Annotated in this window: 22 protein-coding genes; 6 read left to right on the top strand and 16 right to left on the bottom strand. The window is 45.3% G+C overall.

All coding sequences use genetic code 11. From position 1 onward, the window contains the following. Positions 1 to 27: 27 nt before the first annotated feature. On the bottom strand, positions 28 to 1,638 hold the full coding sequence (locus H6F66_RS26405) for an efflux RND transporter periplasmic adaptor subunit (protein WP_190427936.1): 1,611 nt from the start codon (positions 1,636 to 1,638) through the stop codon (positions 28 to 30). Positions 1,639 to 1,806: 168 nt separating this feature from the next. Beyond that, positions 1,807 to 2,502, bottom strand: coding sequence for a DUF305 domain-containing protein (locus H6F66_RS26400; RefSeq protein ID WP_199300848.1), 696 nt, complete (start codon positions 2,500 to 2,502; stop codon positions 1,807 to 1,809). Between the two features lie 223 nt (positions 2,503 to 2,725). On the opposite strand from H6F66_RS26400, the gene H6F66_RS26395 reads away from it, so the two are divergent. Further along, complete coding sequence (locus H6F66_RS26395) at positions 2,726 to 3,088, top strand: four-helix bundle copper-binding protein (protein ID WP_190427933.1); 363 nt, start codon at positions 2,726 to 2,728, stop codon at positions 3,086 to 3,088. A gap of 3 nt (positions 3,089 to 3,091) precedes the next feature. Here the strand turns inward: H6F66_RS26395 and rppB are convergent, their stop codons facing one another. Continuing rightward, positions 3,092 to 4,441, bottom strand: a complete 1,350-nt coding sequence (rppB, locus tag H6F66_RS26390; RefSeq protein WP_190428044.1) for a two-component system sensor histidine kinase RppB — start codon at positions 4,439 to 4,441, stop codon at positions 3,092 to 3,094. Positions 4,442 to 4,509: 68 nt separating this feature from the next. Further along, positions 4,510 to 5,190: a two-component system response regulator RppA gene (gene rppA, locus H6F66_RS26385; protein WP_190427931.1), complete on the bottom strand. Its 681-nt coding sequence runs from the start codon at positions 5,188 to 5,190 to the stop codon at positions 4,510 to 4,512. A gap of 264 nt (positions 5,191 to 5,454) precedes the next feature. On the opposite strand from rppA, the gene H6F66_RS26380 reads away from it, so the two are divergent. Next, on the top strand, positions 5,455 to 6,285 hold the full coding sequence (locus H6F66_RS26380; RefSeq protein WP_190427929.1) for a DUF1206 domain-containing protein: 831 nt from the start codon (positions 5,455 to 5,457) through the stop codon (positions 6,283 to 6,285). A gap of 248 nt (positions 6,286 to 6,533) precedes the next feature. Next, positions 6,534 to 6,770: a hypothetical protein gene (locus H6F66_RS26375; RefSeq protein ID WP_190427927.1), complete on the top strand. Its 237-nt coding sequence runs from the start codon at positions 6,534 to 6,536 to the stop codon at positions 6,768 to 6,770. 156 nt (positions 6,771 to 6,926) lie between these two features. On the opposite strand, the gene H6F66_RS26370 is transcribed toward H6F66_RS26375, so the two are convergent. From H6F66_RS26370 to H6F66_RS26335, 8 genes are all read right to left on the bottom strand, one after another. Beyond that, on the bottom strand, positions 6,927 to 7,568 hold the full coding sequence (locus tag H6F66_RS26370) for a ThiF family adenylyltransferase (protein WP_190427925.1): 642 nt from the start codon (positions 7,566 to 7,568) through the stop codon (positions 6,927 to 6,929). 41 nt (positions 7,569 to 7,609) lie between these two features. Next, positions 7,610 to 8,539 (bottom strand): hypothetical protein, encoded by a 930-nt coding sequence (locus H6F66_RS26365; protein ID WP_190427923.1) that lies wholly within the window; start codon positions 8,537 to 8,539, stop codon positions 7,610 to 7,612. A gap of 120 nt (positions 8,540 to 8,659) precedes the next feature. Then, a complete protein-coding gene (locus H6F66_RS26360) occupies positions 8,660 to 9,100 on the bottom strand; it encodes an NUDIX domain-containing protein (RefSeq protein ID WP_190428042.1) in 441 nt (146 codons plus the stop codon). 79 nt (positions 9,101 to 9,179) lie between these two features. Next, a complete protein-coding gene (locus H6F66_RS26355) occupies positions 9,180 to 9,383 on the bottom strand; it encodes a hypothetical protein (RefSeq protein WP_190427921.1) in 204 nt (67 codons plus the stop codon). A 235-nt stretch (positions 9,384 to 9,618) separates the two neighbouring features. Then, a complete protein-coding gene (locus H6F66_RS26350; RefSeq protein WP_190427919.1) occupies positions 9,619 to 10,827 on the bottom strand; it encodes an AAA family ATPase in 1,209 nt (402 codons plus the stop codon). 75 nt (positions 10,828 to 10,902) lie between these two features. Further along, the gene (locus tag H6F66_RS26345; protein ID WP_190427917.1) at positions 10,903 to 11,463 is read right to left on the bottom strand and encodes an RNA 2'-phosphotransferase; all 561 of its coding nucleotides are present in this window, start codon (positions 11,461 to 11,463) and stop codon (positions 10,903 to 10,905) included. Positions 11,464 to 11,481: 18 nt separating this feature from the next. Then, positions 11,482 to 12,030, bottom strand: coding sequence for a hypothetical protein (locus H6F66_RS26340; protein ID WP_190427915.1), 549 nt, complete (start codon positions 12,028 to 12,030; stop codon positions 11,482 to 11,484). A 316-nt stretch (positions 12,031 to 12,346) separates the two neighbouring features. After that, on the bottom strand, positions 12,347 to 12,511 hold the full coding sequence (locus H6F66_RS26335) for a hypothetical protein (RefSeq protein WP_190427913.1): 165 nt from the start codon (positions 12,509 to 12,511) through the stop codon (positions 12,347 to 12,349). 140 nt (positions 12,512 to 12,651) lie between these two features. Here H6F66_RS26335 and H6F66_RS26330 point away from each other — a divergent pair, with 140 nt between their 5' ends. Then, entirely contained in the window at positions 12,652 to 13,002 is a 351-nt protein-coding gene (locus tag H6F66_RS26330; RefSeq protein ID WP_190427911.1) for a hypothetical protein, read from the top strand. 76 nt (positions 13,003 to 13,078) lie between these two features. Here the strand turns inward: H6F66_RS26330 and H6F66_RS26325 are convergent, their stop codons facing one another. The 3 genes from H6F66_RS26325 to H6F66_RS26315 form a co-directional block, all read right to left on the bottom strand. Further along, complete coding sequence (locus H6F66_RS26325) at positions 13,079 to 14,074, bottom strand: RNA ligase family protein (protein WP_190427909.1); 996 nt, start codon at positions 14,072 to 14,074, stop codon at positions 13,079 to 13,081. Between the two features lie 229 nt (positions 14,075 to 14,303). Continuing rightward, positions 14,304 to 14,963: a DUF4291 family protein gene (locus H6F66_RS26320; protein WP_190428040.1), complete on the bottom strand. Its 660-nt coding sequence runs from the start codon at positions 14,961 to 14,963 to the stop codon at positions 14,304 to 14,306. A gap of 58 nt (positions 14,964 to 15,021) precedes the next feature. Next, on the bottom strand, positions 15,022 to 16,455 hold the full coding sequence (locus H6F66_RS26315) for a hypothetical protein (RefSeq protein WP_190428038.1): 1,434 nt from the start codon (positions 16,453 to 16,455) through the stop codon (positions 15,022 to 15,024). A 495-nt stretch (positions 16,456 to 16,950) separates the two neighbouring features. Between H6F66_RS26315 and H6F66_RS26310 the strand changes: the two genes are divergently transcribed. Beyond that, positions 16,951 to 18,222: a DNA cytosine methyltransferase gene (locus H6F66_RS26310; protein WP_190427907.1), complete on the top strand. Its 1,272-nt coding sequence runs from the start codon at positions 16,951 to 16,953 to the stop codon at positions 18,220 to 18,222. 83 nt (positions 18,223 to 18,305) lie between these two features. On the opposite strand, the gene H6F66_RS26305 is transcribed toward H6F66_RS26310, so the two are convergent. Beyond that, on the bottom strand, positions 18,306 to 18,854 hold the full coding sequence (locus H6F66_RS26305) for a rhodanese-like domain-containing protein (protein ID WP_190427905.1): 549 nt from the start codon (positions 18,852 to 18,854) through the stop codon (positions 18,306 to 18,308). A gap of 497 nt (positions 18,855 to 19,351) precedes the next feature. Between H6F66_RS26305 and mutL the strand changes: the two genes are divergently transcribed. Beyond that, on the top strand, positions 19,352 to 21,076 hold the full coding sequence (gene mutL / locus H6F66_RS26300; protein WP_190427903.1) for a DNA mismatch repair endonuclease MutL: 1,725 nt from the start codon (positions 19,352 to 19,354) through the stop codon (positions 21,074 to 21,076). Position 21,077: the final 1 nt, after the last annotated feature.

Genomic DNA, 21,077 nt, shown 5'->3' with positions numbered 1-21,077 from the left:
AGGCAAAAGTAAAAAAAAAAGAAAAAATTATGGACTTTTTACTTTTTCCTTTTCAGTTTCTGGATCTTGGGGAACAGTCTCTGATTCGTAGGGGAGAAAAGTGCTGGAAACTATGCGGGTTTGGGTGCGACGACCTAACCAAAAAGCACCAGATGCGATCGCTCCCCCACCACCTACAACCCACAACCAGGGAAGGAAATTTTGGATTATTGACTCTTTTTCTTCACTTTTCCCTTTTTCCGCTTCCCGAATTGCGCCCTGTTGTGGGGATCGATTGCCTTTTAAAGATTCGGCATAAAGTTGAATTGCGCCTTGGGTGACGATGCGATCGCCATCAAACAAGCTACGCTTAATTTCAACTAACTCTCCCAAAGTTCTGCCCAAAGCGACTTCAGCAGGCTCGAAAGTTGTACCATTTTCCACATAAACCAGCTGTCTGCCATTGGCTTCTACCACAGCTGAAGTTGGAATCACTAACACAGCAGTTGGTGTCTTATCAGTCAAAACTTCTAATTGGGCAAACATTCCCGGTTTCAACTGTCCATCAGCATTATCCACTTCGGCTTTGACTGGTACAACCCGCGTTTCACCTTCTACAACCGAGCCAATTACGGCAATCTTGCCTGTAAAAGTACGATTTGGCAAACTGGCAACCTTTGCGATCGCTTGTTGCCCAATTTTTACTTTTTCTAAATCTTTTTCGTAAATATTCGCTGTAGCCCAAACCCGACTATTATTGAGGATAGTCATCAACTTTTCCCCCGCCTCTTCCACCGATTGACCCAGAGTGATTTCCCGGTCAGTAACAGTTCCAGAAATCGGTGCAGTCACCGTCACCAGTCCTTTATCATTGGCACGAGTTCCTAGTTGTTGCAGTCGAGTTTGATAAGCGGCGTTACTCAGGCGGATACGAGAATTTGCCACTTCTACCGCTGATTTAGCGCGTTTAAGTTGCGCTTCAGCTTCCAGAACTTCCCGGCGGCTGGTGGCTTTGGTAACTGTCGCCAAAGCTTCTGCCAGTTCGGTTTCGTCTTCCAGCACCTGGCGGCGCGGAATTGCTCCCTGTGCTGAGAGTTCCCGATCTCGGTTATACCGTTCCTCAGCCAAGGCTAACTGGCTGCGGGCTTGTTTTATGTCTGCTGCGGCTATCTGCAAGTATCGCTGATAATTTTGTTCGGCTAACTTTAAATCAGCTTCAGCTTGTTGCAAATCTGCCTCTGCTTCTGCCCGTTTTTCCTGGGAATTGACGCGCAATTCTACTAAGTCAGGTGCAGCGATGACGGCGACAACTTTCCCTGCTTGGACAACGGCACCAGGTTCTACTAAAAGTTCAACAATTTTACCTGGAGTTGGTGAAGTAACTTCTACTTTTTGGCTGGGTAAAATTTCAATTTGACCTGTAGTTTTAATGCCAAAATCCATCTGCTGCTTCGTGACGGGTTTAACTTCAATTCCCATCCGCTTTACTGTTTGGGCATCCACCTGAATTCCCTGTTGAGTCCCCGGATTTGCTTCTGTTTCTTGATGAAATTCGTCTCCGTGCCCACCATGAGCTAAAACAAATTTTGGTGTTATAAGTAACAACAAAAATAGAAATATTCCTGAAACAGAACGCATTGCCATAAGGTGGAAGCGCATGGCTAGAAATTCCTTATATCACAGCATTTAACAAGTTTCGCAAAAGATAATGAAATCAGGATGAAATCACTACTGCCGACACCCTGTAGGGTGTCGGCTATACGGGCGAAGCCTGCCAACGCAGGCTTTGTTTGCTTGCCCTTGACTTTAGTCGTCCGGCGTTTTTATTTACTTTTTATACCACGCTAGTCGCCACTGTTTCATTTGCTCAATTTCTGCTTTTTGAGAAGTGATAATTTCTTGGGCTAATTGTTTAATTTCCGGTCGTTTAGACTTACTGAGTGCATCTTGAGCCATTGTTATCGCACCTTCATGGTGCGAAATCATCCCATTAATAAAGCGCAGATCGAACTCAGCATCGGCAGATCCCATATCTCCAGACATCATCATGCTTTGGCGTTGTTGTTCCGACATTGGAACTACAGATTTGCCTTCACCTCCGTAGGCAACAGGTTGTTTACTGGCTTGAGGATACCATCCCTGCCGCCACTGTTGCATCTGATTTATTTCTTTATTTTGATCTTTAATGATGTTGTCAGATAGCTGTTTTATTTCAGGGCGTTTAGATTTTTGTTGGGCAACACGAGCCATCGTCACAGCACCTTGATGATGTATTGTCATCGCGTCGATAAATCGCAGATCGTAGTTGGCATCTGCTGGCCCCCAATCCATTGCTACGCTATGATTCATCCCGCTGCCATGCCCTGTATGATCCATGCCGCCAGCATCTGATGGGGAGGCGTTTGGGGCTTGGGCTTGGTTTTGGGAGGCACTAGAACAAGCTGTAATAAATGCGCTTGTTGATCCAGCGATCGCTACTAGGGTAAGCATCAAAAAGCTATTTTTAAAAAAGTTAGTTCGCATAGACTTTATTTCCATCTAAGAATTTTCAACAATAATGCTGATTTTTTTCTATTATCAATTCAGCACAGTTTACTTATTGTCTTACAAAAAAATGAAATCAGGATGAAATTCCGATACATCATTAGATAGAAACCATATCTACTTCATTAGAAGGACGCGCTTAATTTATCTGCTTTTTAAGGTAAAAGCGAACAGGTAAACATTCGCAAAAGAGGTGAAAATAATGGCACATCATATGCAACAAATGAGCCAAGAAATGCAGCAGTGCATTCAAAATTGCCAAGATTGCCACAGCATCTGCTTGCAAACGGCGGTTACGTATTGCCTGCCAACTGGCGGTATGCACGCAGAACCAGATCATATTCGGCTGATGCTTGATTGTGCGGAAATCTGCCAGACAAGTGCTAATTTTATGCTGCGTGGTTCCGATCTCCACACGCGCACTTGCGGCATTTGTGCCGAGATTTGTCAGCGGTGTGCAGAAAACTGCGATCGCATGAGCGATGATGCCCAGATGAAAGAGTGCGCTGATATGTGTCGTCGCTGTGCCGAATCGTGCCGACAAATGGCAATGGCAAAAGCTTGATATTTAGGCTGAATTGTGCATAGGCAGTTTAACGGTAAAAGTGCTGCCTTTGCCCAATTTGCTCTCAACGTGTATGCTGCCGTTGTGGGCAGTAGCGATCGCTACTGCAATCGGCAATCCCAAGCCAGAACCGCCACTGTTTCGGGAGCGATCGCTATTCACGCGATAGAATCGGTTAAAAATCAGCTTTTGTTGTTGCGCTGTAATGCCGATGCCTGTATCTTTTATGTGAATCAGCGCAGTGCGATCGCTACTTTCTAAACTAACCATCACCTCTTCCCCGATGGGCGTGTATTGAATAGCGTTAATAACTAAATTACAAAGCAGACGATACAGCTGTTCCTCGTCACCATTTACATACAAAGGCTCGCCTACATTGCTGTTGTCAGCCATAAGATTAACATCAGATGCGATCGCCAACGCTGCCAATTCTTCTGTCACATCACTGACTAAATCGTTGAGACAGGTGAGACGAAGTTTTATAGGCAAAACCTGCTGATCCATGCGAGATAGTAACAATAAATCTTTAACAAGTTCAGATAGGCGGTGATTCTGACGCTCAAGAGTTTTCAGGGTGTCTCTCGCCTCTTTCTCACTTAGTTTATTCATTCTCAATGAAGATTCTACCGTCGCTTGAATTGCAGCTAGAGGTGTCCGCAACTCATGGGCAGCATCCGCTGTAAATTGTTGAATTTGGCGATAAGATTGGTAAATTGGTTGCATCGCTAGTCCAGCCAACAACCAACTAGAACCGCCTACCAAAATCATTGCCACTGGCAAGCCTAATAATAAGATAAATTTCAAGACAGCAAGTTGATTGTCAAGGTCTTTAAGGCTTCGCCCCACCTGAATGTATCCCCAAGAGAGATTATCTTGGGTATGCAGAGACAGAGAAATTTGATGGTAGCGAGTACCTTGGCGATCCTTGTGAATTTGCCACAATTCCCGTTTTGATGTTTGATATAATCCCTCTGGCTGAAGTCCTGCCAAAGCAATTAAGCGTCCTGAACGATCCAATAAACGCACGTAGTAGTCGCCTTGGTGAATTGCGCCTATTGCGTGACGCTGTGTATTTTCTAATTGGGTAACGCAGCCGTTAAGAGCAAGACAAATATCTGGTAAGAGTTTTTGAGTAATTGCTTCCAAGCGTCCAGGCTGCTTCAAAGTTGGTTCAATGCTATCGTGCAGCGTTCCGGCGACAGATTCTAATTCTCGATCGAGTGCGTTCCAATTAGCATGAGCGATCGCGCGGTAAACAGCAAATCCACACAAACTCAAAATCAAGCCCATGATGCCAACATACCAGCCAGCCAGTCGCCAGCGCGTTAGCTGAAATAGTTTATTTTGATTCACGTTAATAGTTGCTAAGGTCAGGATGGCTAATTGTTTATTAATACTAGCCATTAGTTATTAACTAATGACTAATGACTATTTAAACGATATCCCACACCATAGACAGTTTCGAGGACGCGATCGCATCCATATTCAGCTAATTTACGACGCAGCAGCCGCATCTGAGCCGCCACCACATTACTCATCGGTTCTGCGCCCAATTCCCAAAGCTGATTTAGAAGTTGGTCGCGAGTAACAATCTGCGTCGGATGCTTCATAAAATACTCTAGCAGTTGAAATTCCTTAATAGTCAGAGGAATAGCTTGCTTATTCTGATAACAAACCGTATGAGTAGTGTAATCTAAAGTCAAACTGCCAACTTGCAGAGCTGGGGCTTGAAGTTGAGGCGATCGCCTTTGCAATGCCCGCAACCTCGCTAACAGTTCTGCCATGCCAAACGGCTTTATTAAATAATCATCAGCACCAGCATCTAACCCAGCAACTTTATCTTCCATACTGTCTTTAGCAGTTAGCATCAAAACTGGTAGAGGATTATTTTGCTGCCGTAGCTTTACACATAACTCGATTCCTGATAAACCTGGTAGTAACCAATCGAAAATAGCCAGCGTATATTGCGTCCACTGGCTTTCTAAAAATTCCCATGCTTGCGTGCCATCCAGAACCCAATCAACTATATACGCTTCCTGGCTTAAGGTTCGTTTAATTGCCGCACCCAAATCAGGCTCATCTTCGACTAAAAGTATCCGCATCAGATGTTTTACTAAGTTGTATAAACGACTAGTGAGAGAGAGAAAAGTCGCTTAAGTTTATTCAGCACTCAGCACTTTTCAAAATATTAGTTAAGCACTTAGATAGATGTGGTAAAAACTAATTATTGTTAAAAAATGGTTGGAACACCATTTTGGTTTATCTTTGCAAAACTTAAAATTTTATGACTGATTAAAGGCAAGAGTTTCAAAATCCAAAATGGCATAACCCACCAATTACTGATAGCCAAGCAGAGACATAATATTATGAACACCGGACAAAAAGACCCCATAACTGGCGCTAATTCTTCTGAGTGGGTGGAGAGGCTGGCACGTTTGGGCTTTGGAGCCAGAGGGGTGGTTTACGCCACCGTGGGAGTGCTGGCGGCGCAGGCGGCGTTTGGTGCAGGCGGCAAAACCACTGATACTAAGGGTGCGCTGCAAAGCATTGTGACGCAGCCGTTTGGGAAATTCTTACTGGCTATAGTAGCTTTCGGCTTGCTTGGTTACGTGCTGTGGCGTTTCGTGGAAGCGATCGCCGATCCGGAAAACAAAGGCACCGATGCCAAAGGTCTTGCACTGCGTTTGGGATACGCTGGCAGCGGCTTGATCTATGCTGGGTTAGCCTGGAGTGCAATTAAGCTGATCCTGGGTTCGGGAGGCGGCGGTAATAGTAATTCTTCGCAAGACTGGACAGCACGCTTGTTAGCGCAACCCTTCGGTCAATTTCTAACTGGAATTGTTGGAGCCGCCGTCATCGGCATGGGCTTCTATCAATTTTACAGAGCTTACAAAGCCAAATTCCGCAAAAAGTGGAAAATCAGCGAGATGAGCCAACAAGAGGAGAAATGGGCGACACTCGCTAGCAGGTTTGGTATTGCTTCTCGTGGTGTTGTTTTTAGCATTATCGGTCTTTTTCTACTCCAAGCGGCGCGGCAGTCGGATGCCACTCAAGTTGAGGGACTAGGTGGTGCCTTGGCAGCACTAGCACGACAGCCTTTTGGCCCTTGGCTTTTAGGAATTGTTGCCTTCGGTCTAATCGCTTATGGTATTTATAATTTCGTAGAGGCGCGGTATCGACGGATTCAGACTAGGTAAATTAATGTCAACAGCTCGGTGCCGAGTTTATCTTGTTCCCAGGCCGCAGCCCAGGAACGAGATTTTAATGCAGAGGTAATGGCAATAGGCTTTAAGGTGGTTCAATAGATAGTTAGGTGTTTTTCTATAGCAATTCGAGGGTTTGGTGCGATACATCTAAGGGGACATAGCATTGCCATGTCCCCTTAGAACCGCGATATATTCCACCCAAGTGAGAAACACTATAAATTCAGCTATTTGTAGAAGCTATGCTCAACAAACATGATGAGTTGTTACTGAAGGATCTAAAGCTTCAACCACTTTGGCTGCTCCAGTTATATGTAGTTCTAGGAGTGGTGGCAGCAATTTCTGGATTCGTTATTGAGAGCGGAAATCTTTCAAAAGCTGCTTGTTTAGGAGGTGGTTTCCTGATCGCTTTGGGAGCTGAAAAATTGGTAACGCACCGAATCAGAAAAGCTGCACTTTCTCTGGTTAACAGAAATTAACGCTGTTTTTCATGCTCAGGACTTACGCAGTTAATTAGTGAATGCCTGATTCTGTCGTAGGGGCATGGCAATGCCCCTACAGTGTGTTGACGTGCGTAAGCCTTAATGCTTTTTCTCGCACTTCTCGGTCTAAGTGCAATATTTAAGCTGTAAAATTCAAAAGTTATCAAATGGTTTGACGGCAAAATCTCCCAGCGTCACTGTGAAACTTTCTTTATTCCCAGTGGCAACAAAAGTGACAATAACTTCACAAGCCACCGCCACAGCCAACATTACCAAATTTCTTGCCAGCGGGTAGTCGCAAACATCATCATTTGCTGGGGAAGGAACACGATAAATTTCGTTCCAGATAACCTCGGCATAGTCGGAAGCTAAGCCGACGTGTAGGCAAGGAATATTTGCATTGGTGCAATAATCTTTGACAACTTGACGACTGGTGCTGTTGTCAAAAGTATCAATGACAATACCGCTACCAGCAAGCAATTGGGCGACGTTTGCCGATGTTAATTCTTTGGAACGCCCATCGACTGCGACACCCAAGGCGCGATAAATAGTATTAGTGAGAATTTTCGCTTTGTACGCACCAACGTCTGAACGGTAGTAAGGCTGGGTGGAGAGGTTGCGTTCTTCAATGCGATCGCGATCGATTGTCACCAGTTTACCAAAACCCGAACGCGCCAGATTTTCCGTAATATTTGCACCCAGCGCCCCCACACCGCAAACAGTCACCGGGACATCGCGCAGCTGTGCCATTAATGCGGGTGTTCTGTGGAGTTGTTCGTGAAAGAAAATAGACATATTGGTAATGGCTAATTGTTAATTGCTAATTGCTAATAACTTCAGAAATCCCAGTTATCTCGCGCTTCGATGACACCTACCAGGGATTGCAAGTCAAAATCGCGATCGCGTCCGCTTAAGCAAATGCCAGAACTGATAACTGTAAGATCCTTTTTGTCAATAGCAGAAGTGTGCGACTCACCGTTGCTAGTAGTCCACTCGATCTGCCAATAGTCACCGCGATCGCGAAATTCCCGCAAATCGCCTCCACCCATCCGCAGCGCTTCCTGCAAGCGTCCTTCATCACCGTCCGCCTTACGTCGCGGTCTTTCCACGCGCCGCACCTGTTTTCTAGTTTGTCGCGTCCGCCGCTGACGTTCGATTGATTGCTGTTGCTGTCTTCGGCGCTGGTATTCTTCCGTCTGCTGCAACGCCAAATCATACACAGTACGCATCTCTGGAGTCATCCCAGCAAAGCGAATATTTTGATCCGACAAAGAGCGCAGATGCGATCGCAGTTGTTCCCCAACCAGCGGATCGCCACGTCGATCGACTTCATCAAACCACCAGACACCACCATCCCAACGCGCAATTATCGGCTCAAAAACCCCTCCCTCAGTCACCAAATGCACTATCGCTGGCTTAGCGACACCCAAGCGCTGCTGCATATCAGATTCATTCACAGGATAAGCCAGCCACGTCTGCCCTTGCAAAACATAAGCCAGACGCAAACGCAAAGGCTTTAGCAACTTGAGATATTCCGCCACCTGCACAAGGCTGGGTTCCTCCACCATCTCAGCCGTTTTTTCATTTACCGGCTGAAAAATGCCCCATCCTTCAAAGTCTTGTGGCTGAGGGGAGAAAGTGTAGATAATGTTTGCAACACGCGATCGCACCTTTCCCCCACGCACACACGGCGCGAAAAACTCAGTATCGCGCAACTGCACTTCCTGTGCAGCTATTTCATTTATCAGTTTGCGGATATCTGCCATAGTCTTGCCTTCTTTAGTATTAAATTGGGTAAATTTTGTTGGCTGGATTGAGAACCGAAACTCAGCACACTACAAATTTAGTCATTTTTCAACCGTAAAAAAGTAAGTTTACTGATATTTTTATCTAAAAATTCTAGATTCATCCTCCATAAAATACAAATTCAACTGTTCCAGCAAAGCATCTATAGTTTGTTTTTGAATTGCATGAGGCGGATTCCATTCCACCCAGGTAAAATTGCCGTGTTCACTACAAATTACATTCACTTCGTGCTTCAGCCATCCCAGAAAAATAACCACCGTCTTATTAACAGTTTCACCACCGTATCGTTTGTAGCGGAGTTGATAACTATGGCTGAAGCGAAATTGCGGATCAAAATCTAAGTCGCTGGCTGCAATACCCGTTTCCTCATATAGTTCGCGTATAGCACAACCCCACTCATCCTCGCCAAATTCAATATGACCTTTTGGCAAATCATAACGATGGGTATGCTGCATCAGCAGGAAACTTAAACGCGGCTCCCTTCTGATGACGATTACGCCGCAGGACTTTACTTGTCGCATATTTAGGATGTTTTTACTTTTGAGAGTATGCTGTGCGCGATCACGCACAGCGTAAACTTGGAAAGCCACAGCCTCCAAATTATATTTTCAATACTTTTTCTGCACTTTCGATAACAAAATTCTTTCCAATTTCTCTAGGATTCCATCCTTGGCTTTGAGCATAGTTTATGACGTGCTTTACAATCTTCGGAGTTATAGAAAATGTTTGCTCATCATCACCCCACCAAAAGCCGAATAAAACTTTTGCCTCAAATTTTCCTTCTTCTGCATTCGCGATGCTCAATAGTCAGAGATATTGCTATGTCTACATCTTTGGAAAACGGAGAAAATTTTCCAAACCTTACCCGCTTCGCTATCCAATAATACTCCTCATTTTCTACATATATTTTTCGCCTTCCCTGCTTTGATAGACTCATAGTTACTATCAGAACTATTTACTGCTGTCAAATATTGATTTTATAGAGATGTTGTATACAACGTCTCTACACCTGTGCGTTCTCTGTACTTGGATCGGTTCGTTACACAAATCTGTGAATAAATTCATGAGTTAAATCAACCCTTCCCTTGCGTAGAACGGCGGGATCTAATCTTTCTGTCGTGTTGCAAGTCATCAAAATCACCAGTTTTTGTTTAGCCTGAATACCAGATTCATCAATTACACTTTGATACAAAGTTCCATCCAGCAAGCTCAAAATATGCTCAGTTTTATTATTATTCTGAGCAGCATCCAAAGCTCGATTTTTGGCTAAATTGTCAGCTTCATTGATGATGATACAAATTCGCTCCAAATAACTTGGTGGAACAAAATTCTCAACCGCATCGTGATCCAGAATAAAAATGACATATCCTAGAGGCGCGAGAATTTCCTTAGCTACAGCTTGCGTCCAAGCAGTTTTACCTGTACCAGGATCTCCATTTACTAACACAGCCAACTGATTTTGGTCGAGAATCGCCTGCTGTACTGTATCAGTAAAGCCTTGAATATCCTCTGGAAAAGACCGAATTGGAAACTGACTGTGAATCTGTCCCACGCGGCTTTGGTAGCCACTCAGCATCACCGCCAAATTATAAGTTGCTTTATTAATCAGTGGCGCTAGTTCCTTAGCCATCAGGGTATAGCGTCGCCGTCCCCTGTCTAAGTTTTCGATTTCTAGCCAAACTTGTTGCTTAGACCAGAAAGCATAAACTGTGTTAATAATGTCGAGGCGTTCCCAATTAACAAACCGATCTACAGGATAATAAAAATGTCTGTCTAGATAATATTGGGTAATCATATCCGGACGCTCCACTAAATCCAGAATTTTGAAAATAGTAATTTCCTGTAATCGGTTCAAAACGTAATCAATGGGAATACTATTGCGGCTTACGAATTGGATGACAGGCGCATCAACCCATAAAACATCTTTATACCGATAATCTGGGGTAGGAGGTTCGGGAGTAATGTAGTTCCAAAACTCATCTACTTCGTATCGCGTATTCTCAGAAAAGACATTTAATATATTTGCCCACCAGGTATATTCGTTGCGTCCCATAGCATCAGCAATATCGCTGGCTAAGTCCAAACCTTTTTGTGTTAGCTCCTTAGAGTCGTTAAACAAAAGATGCCACAGAAACCCCCAGTCAAGCTGTCGGTTTAAGGGTCGCCAGCCAGCGCCCAATAAACCTTTTGCTTGCGGGTTTTTGGGTGTAGAATTGTCTTCTTGGTTTCCAAAATATCCTGATCCCATAGTTTCAGTTATTCTCGCTTTGTTGTGTATTTATGGGGAAGCGATCGCTAGTTTTAGTAAAACACTTTCTTGTATTTATCCAACAGCCTTTAATATCTGTTGCAGATATTCGGGTGAAACGCTATCCACTAGCCAAACCCCATTCTCAGAACAATAAAATTCATATCCTGCTTTGTGCATTGCAGCAGCATCTACCGCAAAAACTACTGGGCGACCATGACGTTTACCTACAGCTTCGGCTGTCGCAATATCCGGCGATAGATGAACGTGATGCCGTGACATTTTCCGAAGACCATTCTGCATAATTGATTCGACGGATTTGTGTCCTGTACCGTGGTATAGCACATCTGGAGGTACAGCGGGTTCCAATTGCAAATTAATTTCTACGCTATGCCCTTGGTTAGCACGAATTAAGGTGCCTGTAGAGTCATAAGAAAAGCGTTTTTTATCATTTTGTGCGACTACCTCATCTAATTCAGCGCGGGTAATGGGAAATCTGTGCTTTTTACACGCTGTTAAAAGTTCATCTACCGAAATCCAGCCTCCAAGCGCAAGTTCAAGACCAATCTCCCCAGGATTGTGCCGCAGAATATAACTGAGATATTTGCTGATTTTAACTTGGCGTGAATTGTTCATCTAATAACTCTTTTCATTTTAACCATGCCAGTTACCTTCCAGGTATCGCTTGACTAAACCTGCGTGTGATAAAGGACTAGATAAATCATCTAGGTCGCAGTTGGTTTCATAATCTAATAACAAAACTGTTTGTTCTGCACTAAGTTGTTTCAGTTCGTCGAGTTGGTTCCCAAGACAATTTTCTAGCACCCATTTATACGAAGGTAGGTAAATAACACGACGTGCGTCTGCATAGGACAAAAGTTTGTCTCCTGTTAAGCCTGCACGATGTCCTAATACTTTTCCATAAATTCTTGTCGTGCGCTTGATACCCTTCATATTAGTTATGCTGAGTTTGCTCTTGTCTACGTCAGCAGACTCAAAAACTTTCAACCCTTGCCAAATCCCTTCTACACTCATGCTGAAGTGTCCCGGCGAAAAAGGAACGGGAATTCCTCCATGCGGGTAAAAAGGGCTAAAGCGCAGCCAAGGTTCTGAACCACGCGAGGTAAGGTCAACGATAGCGGCTTCCCCATAGCGTTGACGCAAATCGCGGGAGGTGCGGCGACTTTTTACAAAAAGCGGCATTGTAAAGTGCCTAGGCTTAGAGTGGAAGAGGATACGAGTATTTGTATTATAAGGTACTACAGAAAAACCGGACAGATTCCCGATGTCTATGGTTACTCTCGTTCCCAATCTCTGACTGGTAACGCAATTTTGGAGGCAAAGCCTCCCTTCCAAAGTTCTAGAAAACTTACTTATGGGGCTTTACTTAACTTCTACCATTCCCAGTCAGAAATTGGGAACGAGAAACGCCGAATCAATCCAAAATCGTAAATCTAAAATCCAATCGATTGACGACTTGTACTTTAAAGACATTCATAAATCACCTATTGTAATTTTTTCAATACCACAGAATTTGCTTTTGAAACAAAGTTTGGAGTTTTTTGCCCTTTCCCTTAACACGACAAGTGCGTTTTAGCACCGCCAAATCCTCTGGATGCTTTTCCAGCACCTGCTCCCACACGGCAAGGGCTACCTCTTTGTAGGCTGTTTGTAAGTCACTCATGCTGTATACTCCATAACATCTTGACCAACACATCTACCAAAGGTTAGATTGAAAAAAATGTGTTCTTCTGACCCACCTAAAGATGTGTGCCTTATTGAGTGACGTTGCTAGAGGACTATTTGTTGAGGAGAAATTACAAAATGTTTCATAAGTCGTTTCGTAATGCTATGGTGGCTGTTGCTCTATCGCTACCAGTAGTTTCGCTGACAGCCCATAATGCCTTAGCTGACCAGCGCGACTTCACAGTTATCAACAAAACTAGTAGTCCCATCCGTCACCTGTACGTCTCATATACTGGCGAGGACAAATGGGGTGAAGATATCCTGGGTAAGGATCTTCTAGCCGTTGGCGAGTCTACGTTGATATACTTCACTGGCGATGATAAGGTATGCAGCTATGACATCAAAGCTGTATTCGAGGATGGAGAAGAGGCGGAAGACTATAAGGTGAATCTTTGCGAGACTGAGACTTATAGCTTTACTGAGAATTAAGGAAGTTGGTAGGGTGGGCTTCTTCCCACCCAACACAGCTGCAATGCCAGCAAAGTTCCGCTACTGTTGAGATTGGCTAATGCAACTCAGTACCGTCCTTGCGAAGTAAGTAGCGATCGCTAATTAATTTCAGCACCACCCGTCCGATTTCTGGATGCGTCCTCTCCACTAAAGACTGTACGATAACACCCTCCATCATGCAATCTGGGCTAATTACACTGTCAGCATTGTTAAACTGAGACACCGCTTCCCAACTGTAAGCACCGATATAGAGGACGGGTACTCTTGGCAAAGAAAACTCCTCGCAAAACTCTACAAATTCGGTGTAATTCAGGAATCTGCTGTCGCGACTTACAGCAAATAGAGCGATTTCAATCTTACCATTCTGCAAACCATATTTAATGTCTTGTACACCGTAAATTTCCCCAAATACCTGAGTGTTTAGCGGCAGTTTATGCAAAGCCGAATTTTCCTGATAAGCCCGGATATAGGCTAAGCTTTTATTCGTTTCATTGTTCTTCCAGAAGTAGTTGTGGCTACCTATCCGCGTGGTTCCTTCAGTATCGACGAAGACGGTAAAATTCGTGCCATGCAGCTTTTCCGTTACCACTACTTCTTCCCCAGGATAGAGGACATCGCGGTATCTTTTCAGATTCTCCGGACTGGGAAATTTGTAATGTCCAATTGGCGCTTCCATATCCCCATTCTTGATACTCTGAGGCAAAGGATATTCGTACTTTGTTACCCCAAAATATTCTGTATAGTCATCTCCCACATTCCCGGTAAAATTTTCACCCACAGGAATTAGCAAACCTTCAGAGAAGATGCCACGCAGTTTCGCCGCCCGCAGTTTCTTAGAGTAGTAAGGACGAATCCCAAATACATCAAGATACTGTTCTGGGATAACACTATCAATCGGAAAGTAGAACGCCAAATCTCCAGGTTTAAAATTCCCCTTAGCGGTAATAACCTGATACGCCATTCCTTCAAAAGTGCAAATATCCAATCTGTCTGCGTTTGGGTGAGAAATGACGGTGTTTATTTTGACTACTTCTACTTTAAAAATGCTCATAGCTATTTCTAGAAGTTGTTGAAATATTTTGGCTTTTGCAGCTTTTTGGCCTTTGCTTTAACACAACGAACAGGTTTTAGCGCTGCTAAGCCGTTTAAATGATGTTTCGTTACAAAGTTGCCACAAGGAAAGGGCTACCACTTTGTAAACTGTTTGTATATCATGCACAGTATTACCTTTAGAAAAAAGTAGGTACGAACCCACTAAGTCTGTAGGAATTCTCGATTGTTTAAGGTGAAGTTTCTGTTTTAATGGCTGATAATCTCAGCCTCTTGGCAATATCTGACTGCTTCACCGGATACACCGCTTCATAAGGTGTCATTAGGCGTGTCAAATTATGAGACTGAACGTATTGATACTGCTGCTGCACAAATTCTGAGATGTCCTCAATGTTGACAATCCAATCGCGAGCATACTGGGATAGTAATTCACCCCGCAGTCCTAGCTGAATAGTACGTCGCTCCAGCTTTACCCCCGATGGATGATGATCCGGGTCCCATTGCAGCCTGACAGAGGAGCGCTTAACAGCTTGTTTCCAGTCTTTTTCACTTGAATATACCTCCGGCAAAAAACTAGAATGAACCGCTGCTGCCAAGATGGTATCGAAAGCCGCACGTTGAAGCCGGATAGCCAAGACAACTTCTTGCCCAGCTTTAGTTCCCCATCCTGAGCGATACATCATCCATAGAAAGTTAGGCTTAATCCAGCTCATACGGTTTAGGCTGAACTCGCCTCCAAAATAACCGTGCTGGACGGCAAAGTGACCAATAGCAGGACGATAAGCTTGGTAGACAACTACCGACGTGTTGTCAAACTGAGCCAAAATGTGACAACCAGACTTCGGCCAGTGGTTTACTTGCGTTAGATAATGTTCAGTCAATAGGTTCACGCCAATCCTCCAATACTGAGCAATCGAAAGTAGGGTGATTTCCACCCTACCCTGCTTGTTACTTGTCATCCCGGACTGGCAATGGTGTCTCCAGAATTTCCATTAGCAACTCTAGCCGCGAAGGACGAGACAGGAGCGGGATAAGATTCGGCAACGAGTAGTAGTCACCCGCAAAGGTGAAAGTATCTACCTGCGCGTGTCTTTCCTGCAATCTGCGTTCCATCCAGTCATAGGGATAACCTACTTTGATGATGAGGACGCTTGGCTCTACTTTCAGGTCGCGCTTGTAAGCTTCATAAGTTTCCACAAAGTGGGGCGCTTTGTTTTCTCCTTCGTCTGTAACTAGGATGATTTGCTCCACACGTTGCTTTCTCAGGCGCATCGCTTCCAACGCGCAACCGATGCTGGTAGCACCGCTGGCTTTGATGTGCTGGAAGGCACGTTCCCAGTCGCTTAACTGCTTCCCCGCAGCTTTGATGGGGTAAGGCATGGTGTCAAAGGCGTAGACGAATAAATCTGCCGCAGCAATGCCGGAAATTAGGGCGGCGATGCGCTTACCAACTTCGATGGCATTTTCCATTGAGCTAGATTTATCGACTAGGAGAGCAGTTGGCTGGGAAATTTTGCCGCGCTTTTTTACCTGTTCGTCCATCACGCGCTCTAACTTAGCGGCTGTATCTGCCTCTAGGTTGGCGACATCTGCCGCTACTCGCGCCTTTAAAGCCGCTACTCGCCCATCAGTTTGCGCTTTCTCCAGTTTCTCGTCGATGAGTGCTTTTACCTGGGGGTTTTCCATCGCACCGCGAGTTTGGAGTGACTTGAGGTTGTTTATTACCTCTTGGGGTGTCATAGAGTTAATCAGCGCTACTAGCACTGTGGGTGTCATCTGTTTGATGGCTCCCACAGCAACTGTGTAGGGGATTTTGTGTTCTACAATCAGTTGCGCTTGCTCTAGGGGTGAAGATGCGATCGCCATCAGCTTTAGCGCAAAGGCTAAACTATCTTCTGGCGGGTTGTCTTTGAACAATACCGCATCAGCGCGATCGCTAGGGCGTATATGCAAGCTAGCATAAAGATGCTTTATCGCCTGACGCGCTCGTAGTGCCGCACGGTCAAAGAACGCAGGATTTTTTTCCCGTTCCTTTAAATAGCGTCGCACAGCAGTACGAGTAGAACGCGGCAATTTACCCCGATACTGCTTCAAAAAGTCTACAATCCGCGCTACCTGATAAGGCGGAAACTCCTGCAACAGCACAAACCCCGCATCCCGGTGTTCGGTCAACTTGCTGGTGAGTAAATTGCCAACAAATACCTCTTTGTGGTCGCGGACATCACCTTGGCGCTGATACCATACTGCTAAATGTCCATAAAAAATCGGGTCGCCCTCCACCATATTCTGATGAACTTCAGCTACTTTCTCTAGCTCCCGGTGGGGTGTAGTGAGCAGACTATTTAGCATATCTAAACGCACGTCGCGCTCTGTTGCTTGCACAGGAATCACCTCTATATAAGTCACCCCGTACAAGTTGAGAAAGCTCTTGGCTACTTTGTAAATAAGTATGTAAGCTTTCTCGGTTTGGATACGGGGCGAACGCTTGAAGAATTGGAAATTATATGCTCCGCGCAAGTCGGCAAAGCCGTTCACTTTCTCTGATGCTCTACCACTGAGCTACATCTCCAATTGGAGATAATGGGATTTGAACCCATGGCAACCAGAACCCTATGTGTGTATGCTTCACTCGTTAGGGCGCAAAGCGGTAAATTATAAGCTGCGAATTAGCTGATGTCGCTTTTAGGCGGCTACTCGCAGATGAGTTCAAATTTAACTACTCTTTTATACTACACAAATACTACAACATCGTCAAGGGACTGGAAAAAATAATTTTCACTCTCGTAGGCAAAAAAAGTCCCAAGTCAGAATATATATATAGACAGGCGGTAAAATACAAATTCCCTGGCTTTGCCAGAACTCCTTCATGGGAATAGTATGCTTGATTTCTGTCGCCGCCCAGTTGCCGTCGATTTATTTGCTGGTGCGGGGGGATTTTCCCTGGGAATTGAGCAGGCTGGGTTTGATGTGGCGGTGGCGGTTGAGGTTGACCCGATTCACGCCGCAACTCATGCTTATAACTTTCCCCACACCAAAGTTTTGTGTGCAGACGCGAGGAAGTTATCAGGTAAGGCAATTAAAGAAGCGGCGATACAAGCTAGTGGGGAGATTGACTTAGTAATCGGGGGGCCACCTTGCCAAGGTTTCTCTTTGATGGGGAAGCGGTGTCTGGAAGATGAGCGCAACGACTTGGTATTTGAGTTCTGTAGATTAGTAGTAGAACTGCAACCCCGCTATTTTGTCATGGAGAATGTACCGGGGATTGCTCAGAAGGAACACGCGATTTATCTGGATTTGATTAATAGTGAGTTGGAAGCCGCGGGATACTGCATCACGCAACCTGTGAAGGTGTTAAAAACGGCAGAGTTTGGAGTACCGCAGAATCGGAAGCGTTTGATTTTATTGGGTTCTCGTGCTGGAGAACGCCAGCTTGAGTATCCTAAACCCCTAATTCCTAATCCCCAATCTGTATTTACCACAGTCAGGGATGCGATCGCAGACTTGCCCAACCTGGATGACTTTCCCGAACTCCTGACAAGCGATGAAGTCTTGCTTGAACGGCGACAGCTTAAAAAAATGCGCTCCCTAGCCAGCCTCTATGCACAGCAGCTAATGGAAGCTTCCCCCGACCTTAATAATTTTGCCTATCGTCGGCTAAGTTGTGGGAATCTGTTGACGGGATCTCTGCGAACCCAGCACTCTACTACCTCAATTGAGCGTTTCCAGAAAACTCTACCTGGTGAGTTGGAATCTGTAAGCAGATTTAGACGCTTGCATTGGGATAAACTTTCACATACTTTAAGAGCCGGAACTGGCTCTGGAGGCGGTCGCTACACTTCTCCCCGTCCAATTCATCCGGATTACCACAGAGTTATTTCTGTACGCGAAGCAGCGAGATTGCATTCTTTTCCAGACTGGTTTCGCTTTCACACAACAAAATGGCACGGGTTCCGACAAATTGGGAACTCCGTGCCACCATTGTTGGCAAGGGCTGTGGGTCGTCAAGTTATTGCCTCGCTGGGCATTATCCCACCCAAGCCAAAAGAGCCTATAGAATTAGGGAACACTCAACTACTCCGGTTTAATCCGTGGGAAGCTGCTCGGTATTGGTCAGTCAGTAGTCAGGGAATTGTCAAGTTGGAAAGCTGAAACGTTCTCAGGTTCTAACAACGCCTCCAACCTACCCTTTGAGCTACAAACCTGCAAAGACGAATCAATCCAACCAGCCAAACTTACATATTTGCTTTCGGCTTATTTGCCTCATTTTTTACTTCAGATAGAACATTGTATCCTTCTGGCCCTGGAGGATTTGTAGATTCAGCAACGCCTTCTGTAGGGCCGCCGACTGCTTTCCATGCAGGAAAACCGCCTTTGAGTTCAGAAACGCACTGGAACCCAGCAGAGCGCATTTGGGAAGCTGCTTGAGCGGTTTGCTCGTCAGATTCGCCATAGACATAAATATCGCGAGTGGGCTGAAGACTTGTTTTGGCGCGGTCTACCAATTCCTCTAGGGGCATAGGCATGGCTCCCATGATGTGACCGTTGTTAAAAGTATCGCGATCGCGCACATCTAAAATTGTTAGAGCAGGCTCGCCCCATTCTAAACGGGCTTTCAGGTCGCTTACGCTTGATTGGGGTTTCAGTCCCGGTGGGGTGGGCGTAACTTCTGGTAGGGCATCTTTCGCTTTTAAAATGGTTTCTTCAACCTTGTTGGTAGCACTTTCCACAGTATCTGCAACTTTTTTTGAAGCATCTTCAATTTTATTTTGAATATTGTCCATGAGAAAATTTAACCAATCACATCAATAGAAATGTAATAGGAAGTTAACTTTTTATTTATCCTTCTCCAGAAAGAAGGTTAAAATAATCTTTCTTTAGACAGAGTTGACTATTAATTTCTCTGTTGTTGTAACCTACCAAATCTTTAGTTTTGTTAATCTTGCCTGACGCATTTGGTCTATATTTTTACGAATTGTAACAGTTTGGGGATAATGTGTTCCAAGGATGCGATCGCTCAGTTCTTAAACTTGCAGATACAGCAGTTTCGCTTGGGTGTAGTCTCGTTGAGAAAAGTAGAGAGTTGCCAGATTATCCAGACTGGAGGCTAATTATGTTTCTAAACGGATCGGTCTTGCCTGAGTAGAGAAGACTACAAAAGGCAGCAAAAAATCTAAATTTCTCTAAGCTGCGGGAAATGATTCTAATAACTCGCTAGACATCGCGCTATGCTGTATTGGGTGCTAACTACTTACGTCATGGCGCATTCCCAAGTTGTCCGGTGTCTGTTATTCAACCTTTACCCACAGAAGTAGTCCATTTGATAGCAGCTGGAGAGGTAATTGACTCTCTGGCTGCTGTAGTGCGGGAACTGGTGGAAAATTCTTTAGATGCTGGTGCAACGCGCATCAGTGTTTCCCTGTCGCCGGAACAGTGGCGAGTGCGGGTGGCAGACAATGGCTGCGGCATGAATTTGGTAGACTTGAAACAAGCAGCAGCTGCCCATAGTACCAGTAAAATCCGCGACTGCGAAGACCTCTGGAAGATTACCAGTCTGGGGTTTCGCGGGGAAGCGTTGCACAGTTTGGCAGCTTTGGCAGAATTGGAGATTTACAGCCGTTGTGCGGGAAGCACTGAAGGTTGGCGAGTGGTTTATAACTCGCAGGGGGAAGCGGTGCAGGTGGAGACAGTTGCGATCGCTCCCGGTACAGTTATCACCGTGGCAGATCTGTTTGGCAACTGGTTGGCGCGTCGTCAGGCAATGCCAACACAAGCACAACAGCTAAGAATAGTACAAGCTACAATTCAACAAATCGCCATTTGTCATCCCCACGTCACCTGGCAAATACAACAAAGCGATCGCCCTTGGTTCGCTCTCAGCCCAGGAACCAGCGCGAAACATATTCTGCCCCAAATTCTCCGAGAAGTGCGTTTGAACGATTTACAGCAACTCTCGGTTGAAGTTCCTACTCACCCAGAAAGTAGTCCACAGAGGGAGAAAACCAATCCCCAACCCCCAATCCCCAATCCCCAATCTAAAATCGACTTGGTGCTAGGATTACCAGACAGATGCCATCGCCGTCGTCCAGACTGGGTGCGGGTGGGGATGAATGGACGCTTGGTGAAATCTCAGGAACTAGAGCAAACTATATTGGGGGCTTTGGTGCGAATTGTGCCACGCGATCGCTACCCAATTTGTTTTCTCCATCTGAGGATTTGTGCTAGTCAAATTGACTGGAACCGTCACCCCGCCAAGTCAGAAATTTATTTACACCAGCTTTCTTACTGGCAAGATCAGGTGAAATCGGTAATTGAGCAAGCCTTACGCCTCAACGTCGAGACAATTCCTGAAAAAACCCTCACGCAACGGGTGGGAAAATTGCTCAAAGCGTCGGAAGCGCATAGTAGCTATAATGCAAGTCGTTCCATTCAACCGACACCAACTCAAGCTAGTGAAATAGGGTTATTGCCACTAAAAGCCGTTGCCCAAATTCACAACACCTATATTGTGGCAGAGCATCCGGCTGGGGTGTGGTTGGTAGAGCAGCACATCGCCCACGAACGGGTTTTATACGAGCAATTGTGCCAGACTTGGCAACTCGTACCCCTAGAACTACCAGCGATTTTAAATCAACTTTCACCCGCTCAGCTCGATCAACTTGAACGCATCGGTTTAGATGTAGAACCTTTTGGCGAACAACTTTGGGCGGTACGCACCGCACCCGCACCCTTGCGATCGCGCTCAGATTGTGCAGATGCTCTCTTGGAACTCAGTCTGGGAGGGGATTTGGAAGCTGCACAAGTGAGCCTAGCTTGCCGTAGTGCTATCCGCAACGGTACAACTCTCAGCTTGCTTGAGATGCAAACCCTGTTAGAACAATGGCAGCAAACACGCCATCCTCGCACCTGTCCCCACGGGCGACCAATTTATTTATCACTAGATGAATCAGCCCTCGCCCGTTTCTTCCGCCGTCATTGGGTAATTGGCAAAAGTCACGGTATTTAAA

The organism is Trichocoleus sp. FACHB-6 (genome assembly GCF_014695815.1).
In the GTDB taxonomy this organism is placed as follows: domain Bacteria; phylum Cyanobacteriota; class Cyanobacteriia; order Cyanobacteriales; family FACHB-T130; genus Funiculus; species Funiculus sociatus.
The sequence above is the reverse complement of the archived record's forward strand: the minus strand, read 5'-3'. Positions and strand labels throughout refer to the sequence as shown.

Excerpts from the sequence above, each read along its gene's own strand:
- H6F66_RS26405 (WP_190427936.1), bottom strand. The coding sequence starts at position 1,638 with ATGCGCTTCCACCTTATGGCAATGCGTTCTGTTTCAGGAATATTTCTA.
- H6F66_RS26400 (WP_199300848.1), bottom strand. The coding sequence starts at position 2,502 with ATGCGAACTAACTTTTTTAAAAATAGCTTTTTGATGCTTACCCTAGTA.
- H6F66_RS26395 (WP_190427933.1), top strand. The coding sequence starts at position 2,726 with ATGGCACATCATATGCAACAAATGAGCCAAGAAATGCAGCAGTGCATT.
- rppA (WP_190427931.1), bottom strand. The coding sequence starts at position 5,190 with ATGCGGATACTTTTAGTCGAAGATGAGCCTGATTTGGGTGCGGCAATT.
- H6F66_RS26380 (WP_190427929.1), top strand. The coding sequence starts at position 5,455 with ATGAACACCGGACAAAAAGACCCCATAACTGGCGCTAATTCTTCTGAG.
- H6F66_RS26375 (WP_190427927.1), top strand. The coding sequence starts at position 6,534 with ATGCTCAACAAACATGATGAGTTGTTACTGAAGGATCTAAAGCTTCAA.
- H6F66_RS26370 (WP_190427925.1), bottom strand. The coding sequence starts at position 7,568 with ATGTCTATTTTCTTTCACGAACAACTCCACAGAACACCCGCATTAATG.
- H6F66_RS26365 (WP_190427923.1), bottom strand. The coding sequence starts at position 8,539 with ATGGCAGATATCCGCAAACTGATAAATGAAATAGCTGCACAGGAAGTG.
- H6F66_RS26360 (WP_190428042.1), bottom strand. The coding sequence starts at position 9,100 with ATGCGACAAGTAAAGTCCTGCGGCGTAATCGTCATCAGAAGGGAGCCG.
- H6F66_RS26350 (WP_190427919.1), bottom strand. The coding sequence starts at position 10,827 with ATGGGATCAGGATATTTTGGAAACCAAGAAGACAATTCTACACCCAAA.
- H6F66_RS26345 (WP_190427917.1), bottom strand. The coding sequence starts at position 11,463 with ATGAACAATTCACGCCAAGTTAAAATCAGCAAATATCTCAGTTATATT.
- H6F66_RS26340 (WP_190427915.1), bottom strand. The coding sequence starts at position 12,030 with ATGCCGCTTTTTGTAAAAAGTCGCCGCACCTCCCGCGATTTGCGTCAA.
- H6F66_RS26335 (WP_190427913.1), bottom strand. The coding sequence starts at position 12,511 with ATGAGTGACTTACAAACAGCCTACAAAGAGGTAGCCCTTGCCGTGTGG.
- H6F66_RS26330 (WP_190427911.1), top strand. The coding sequence starts at position 12,652 with ATGTTTCATAAGTCGTTTCGTAATGCTATGGTGGCTGTTGCTCTATCG.
- H6F66_RS26325 (WP_190427909.1), bottom strand. The coding sequence starts at position 14,074 with ATGAGCATTTTTAAAGTAGAAGTAGTCAAAATAAACACCGTCATTTCT.
- H6F66_RS26310 (WP_190427907.1), top strand. The coding sequence starts at position 16,951 with ATGCTTGATTTCTGTCGCCGCCCAGTTGCCGTCGATTTATTTGCTGGT.
- H6F66_RS26305 (WP_190427905.1), bottom strand. The coding sequence starts at position 18,854 with ATGGACAATATTCAAAATAAAATTGAAGATGCTTCAAAAAAAGTTGCA.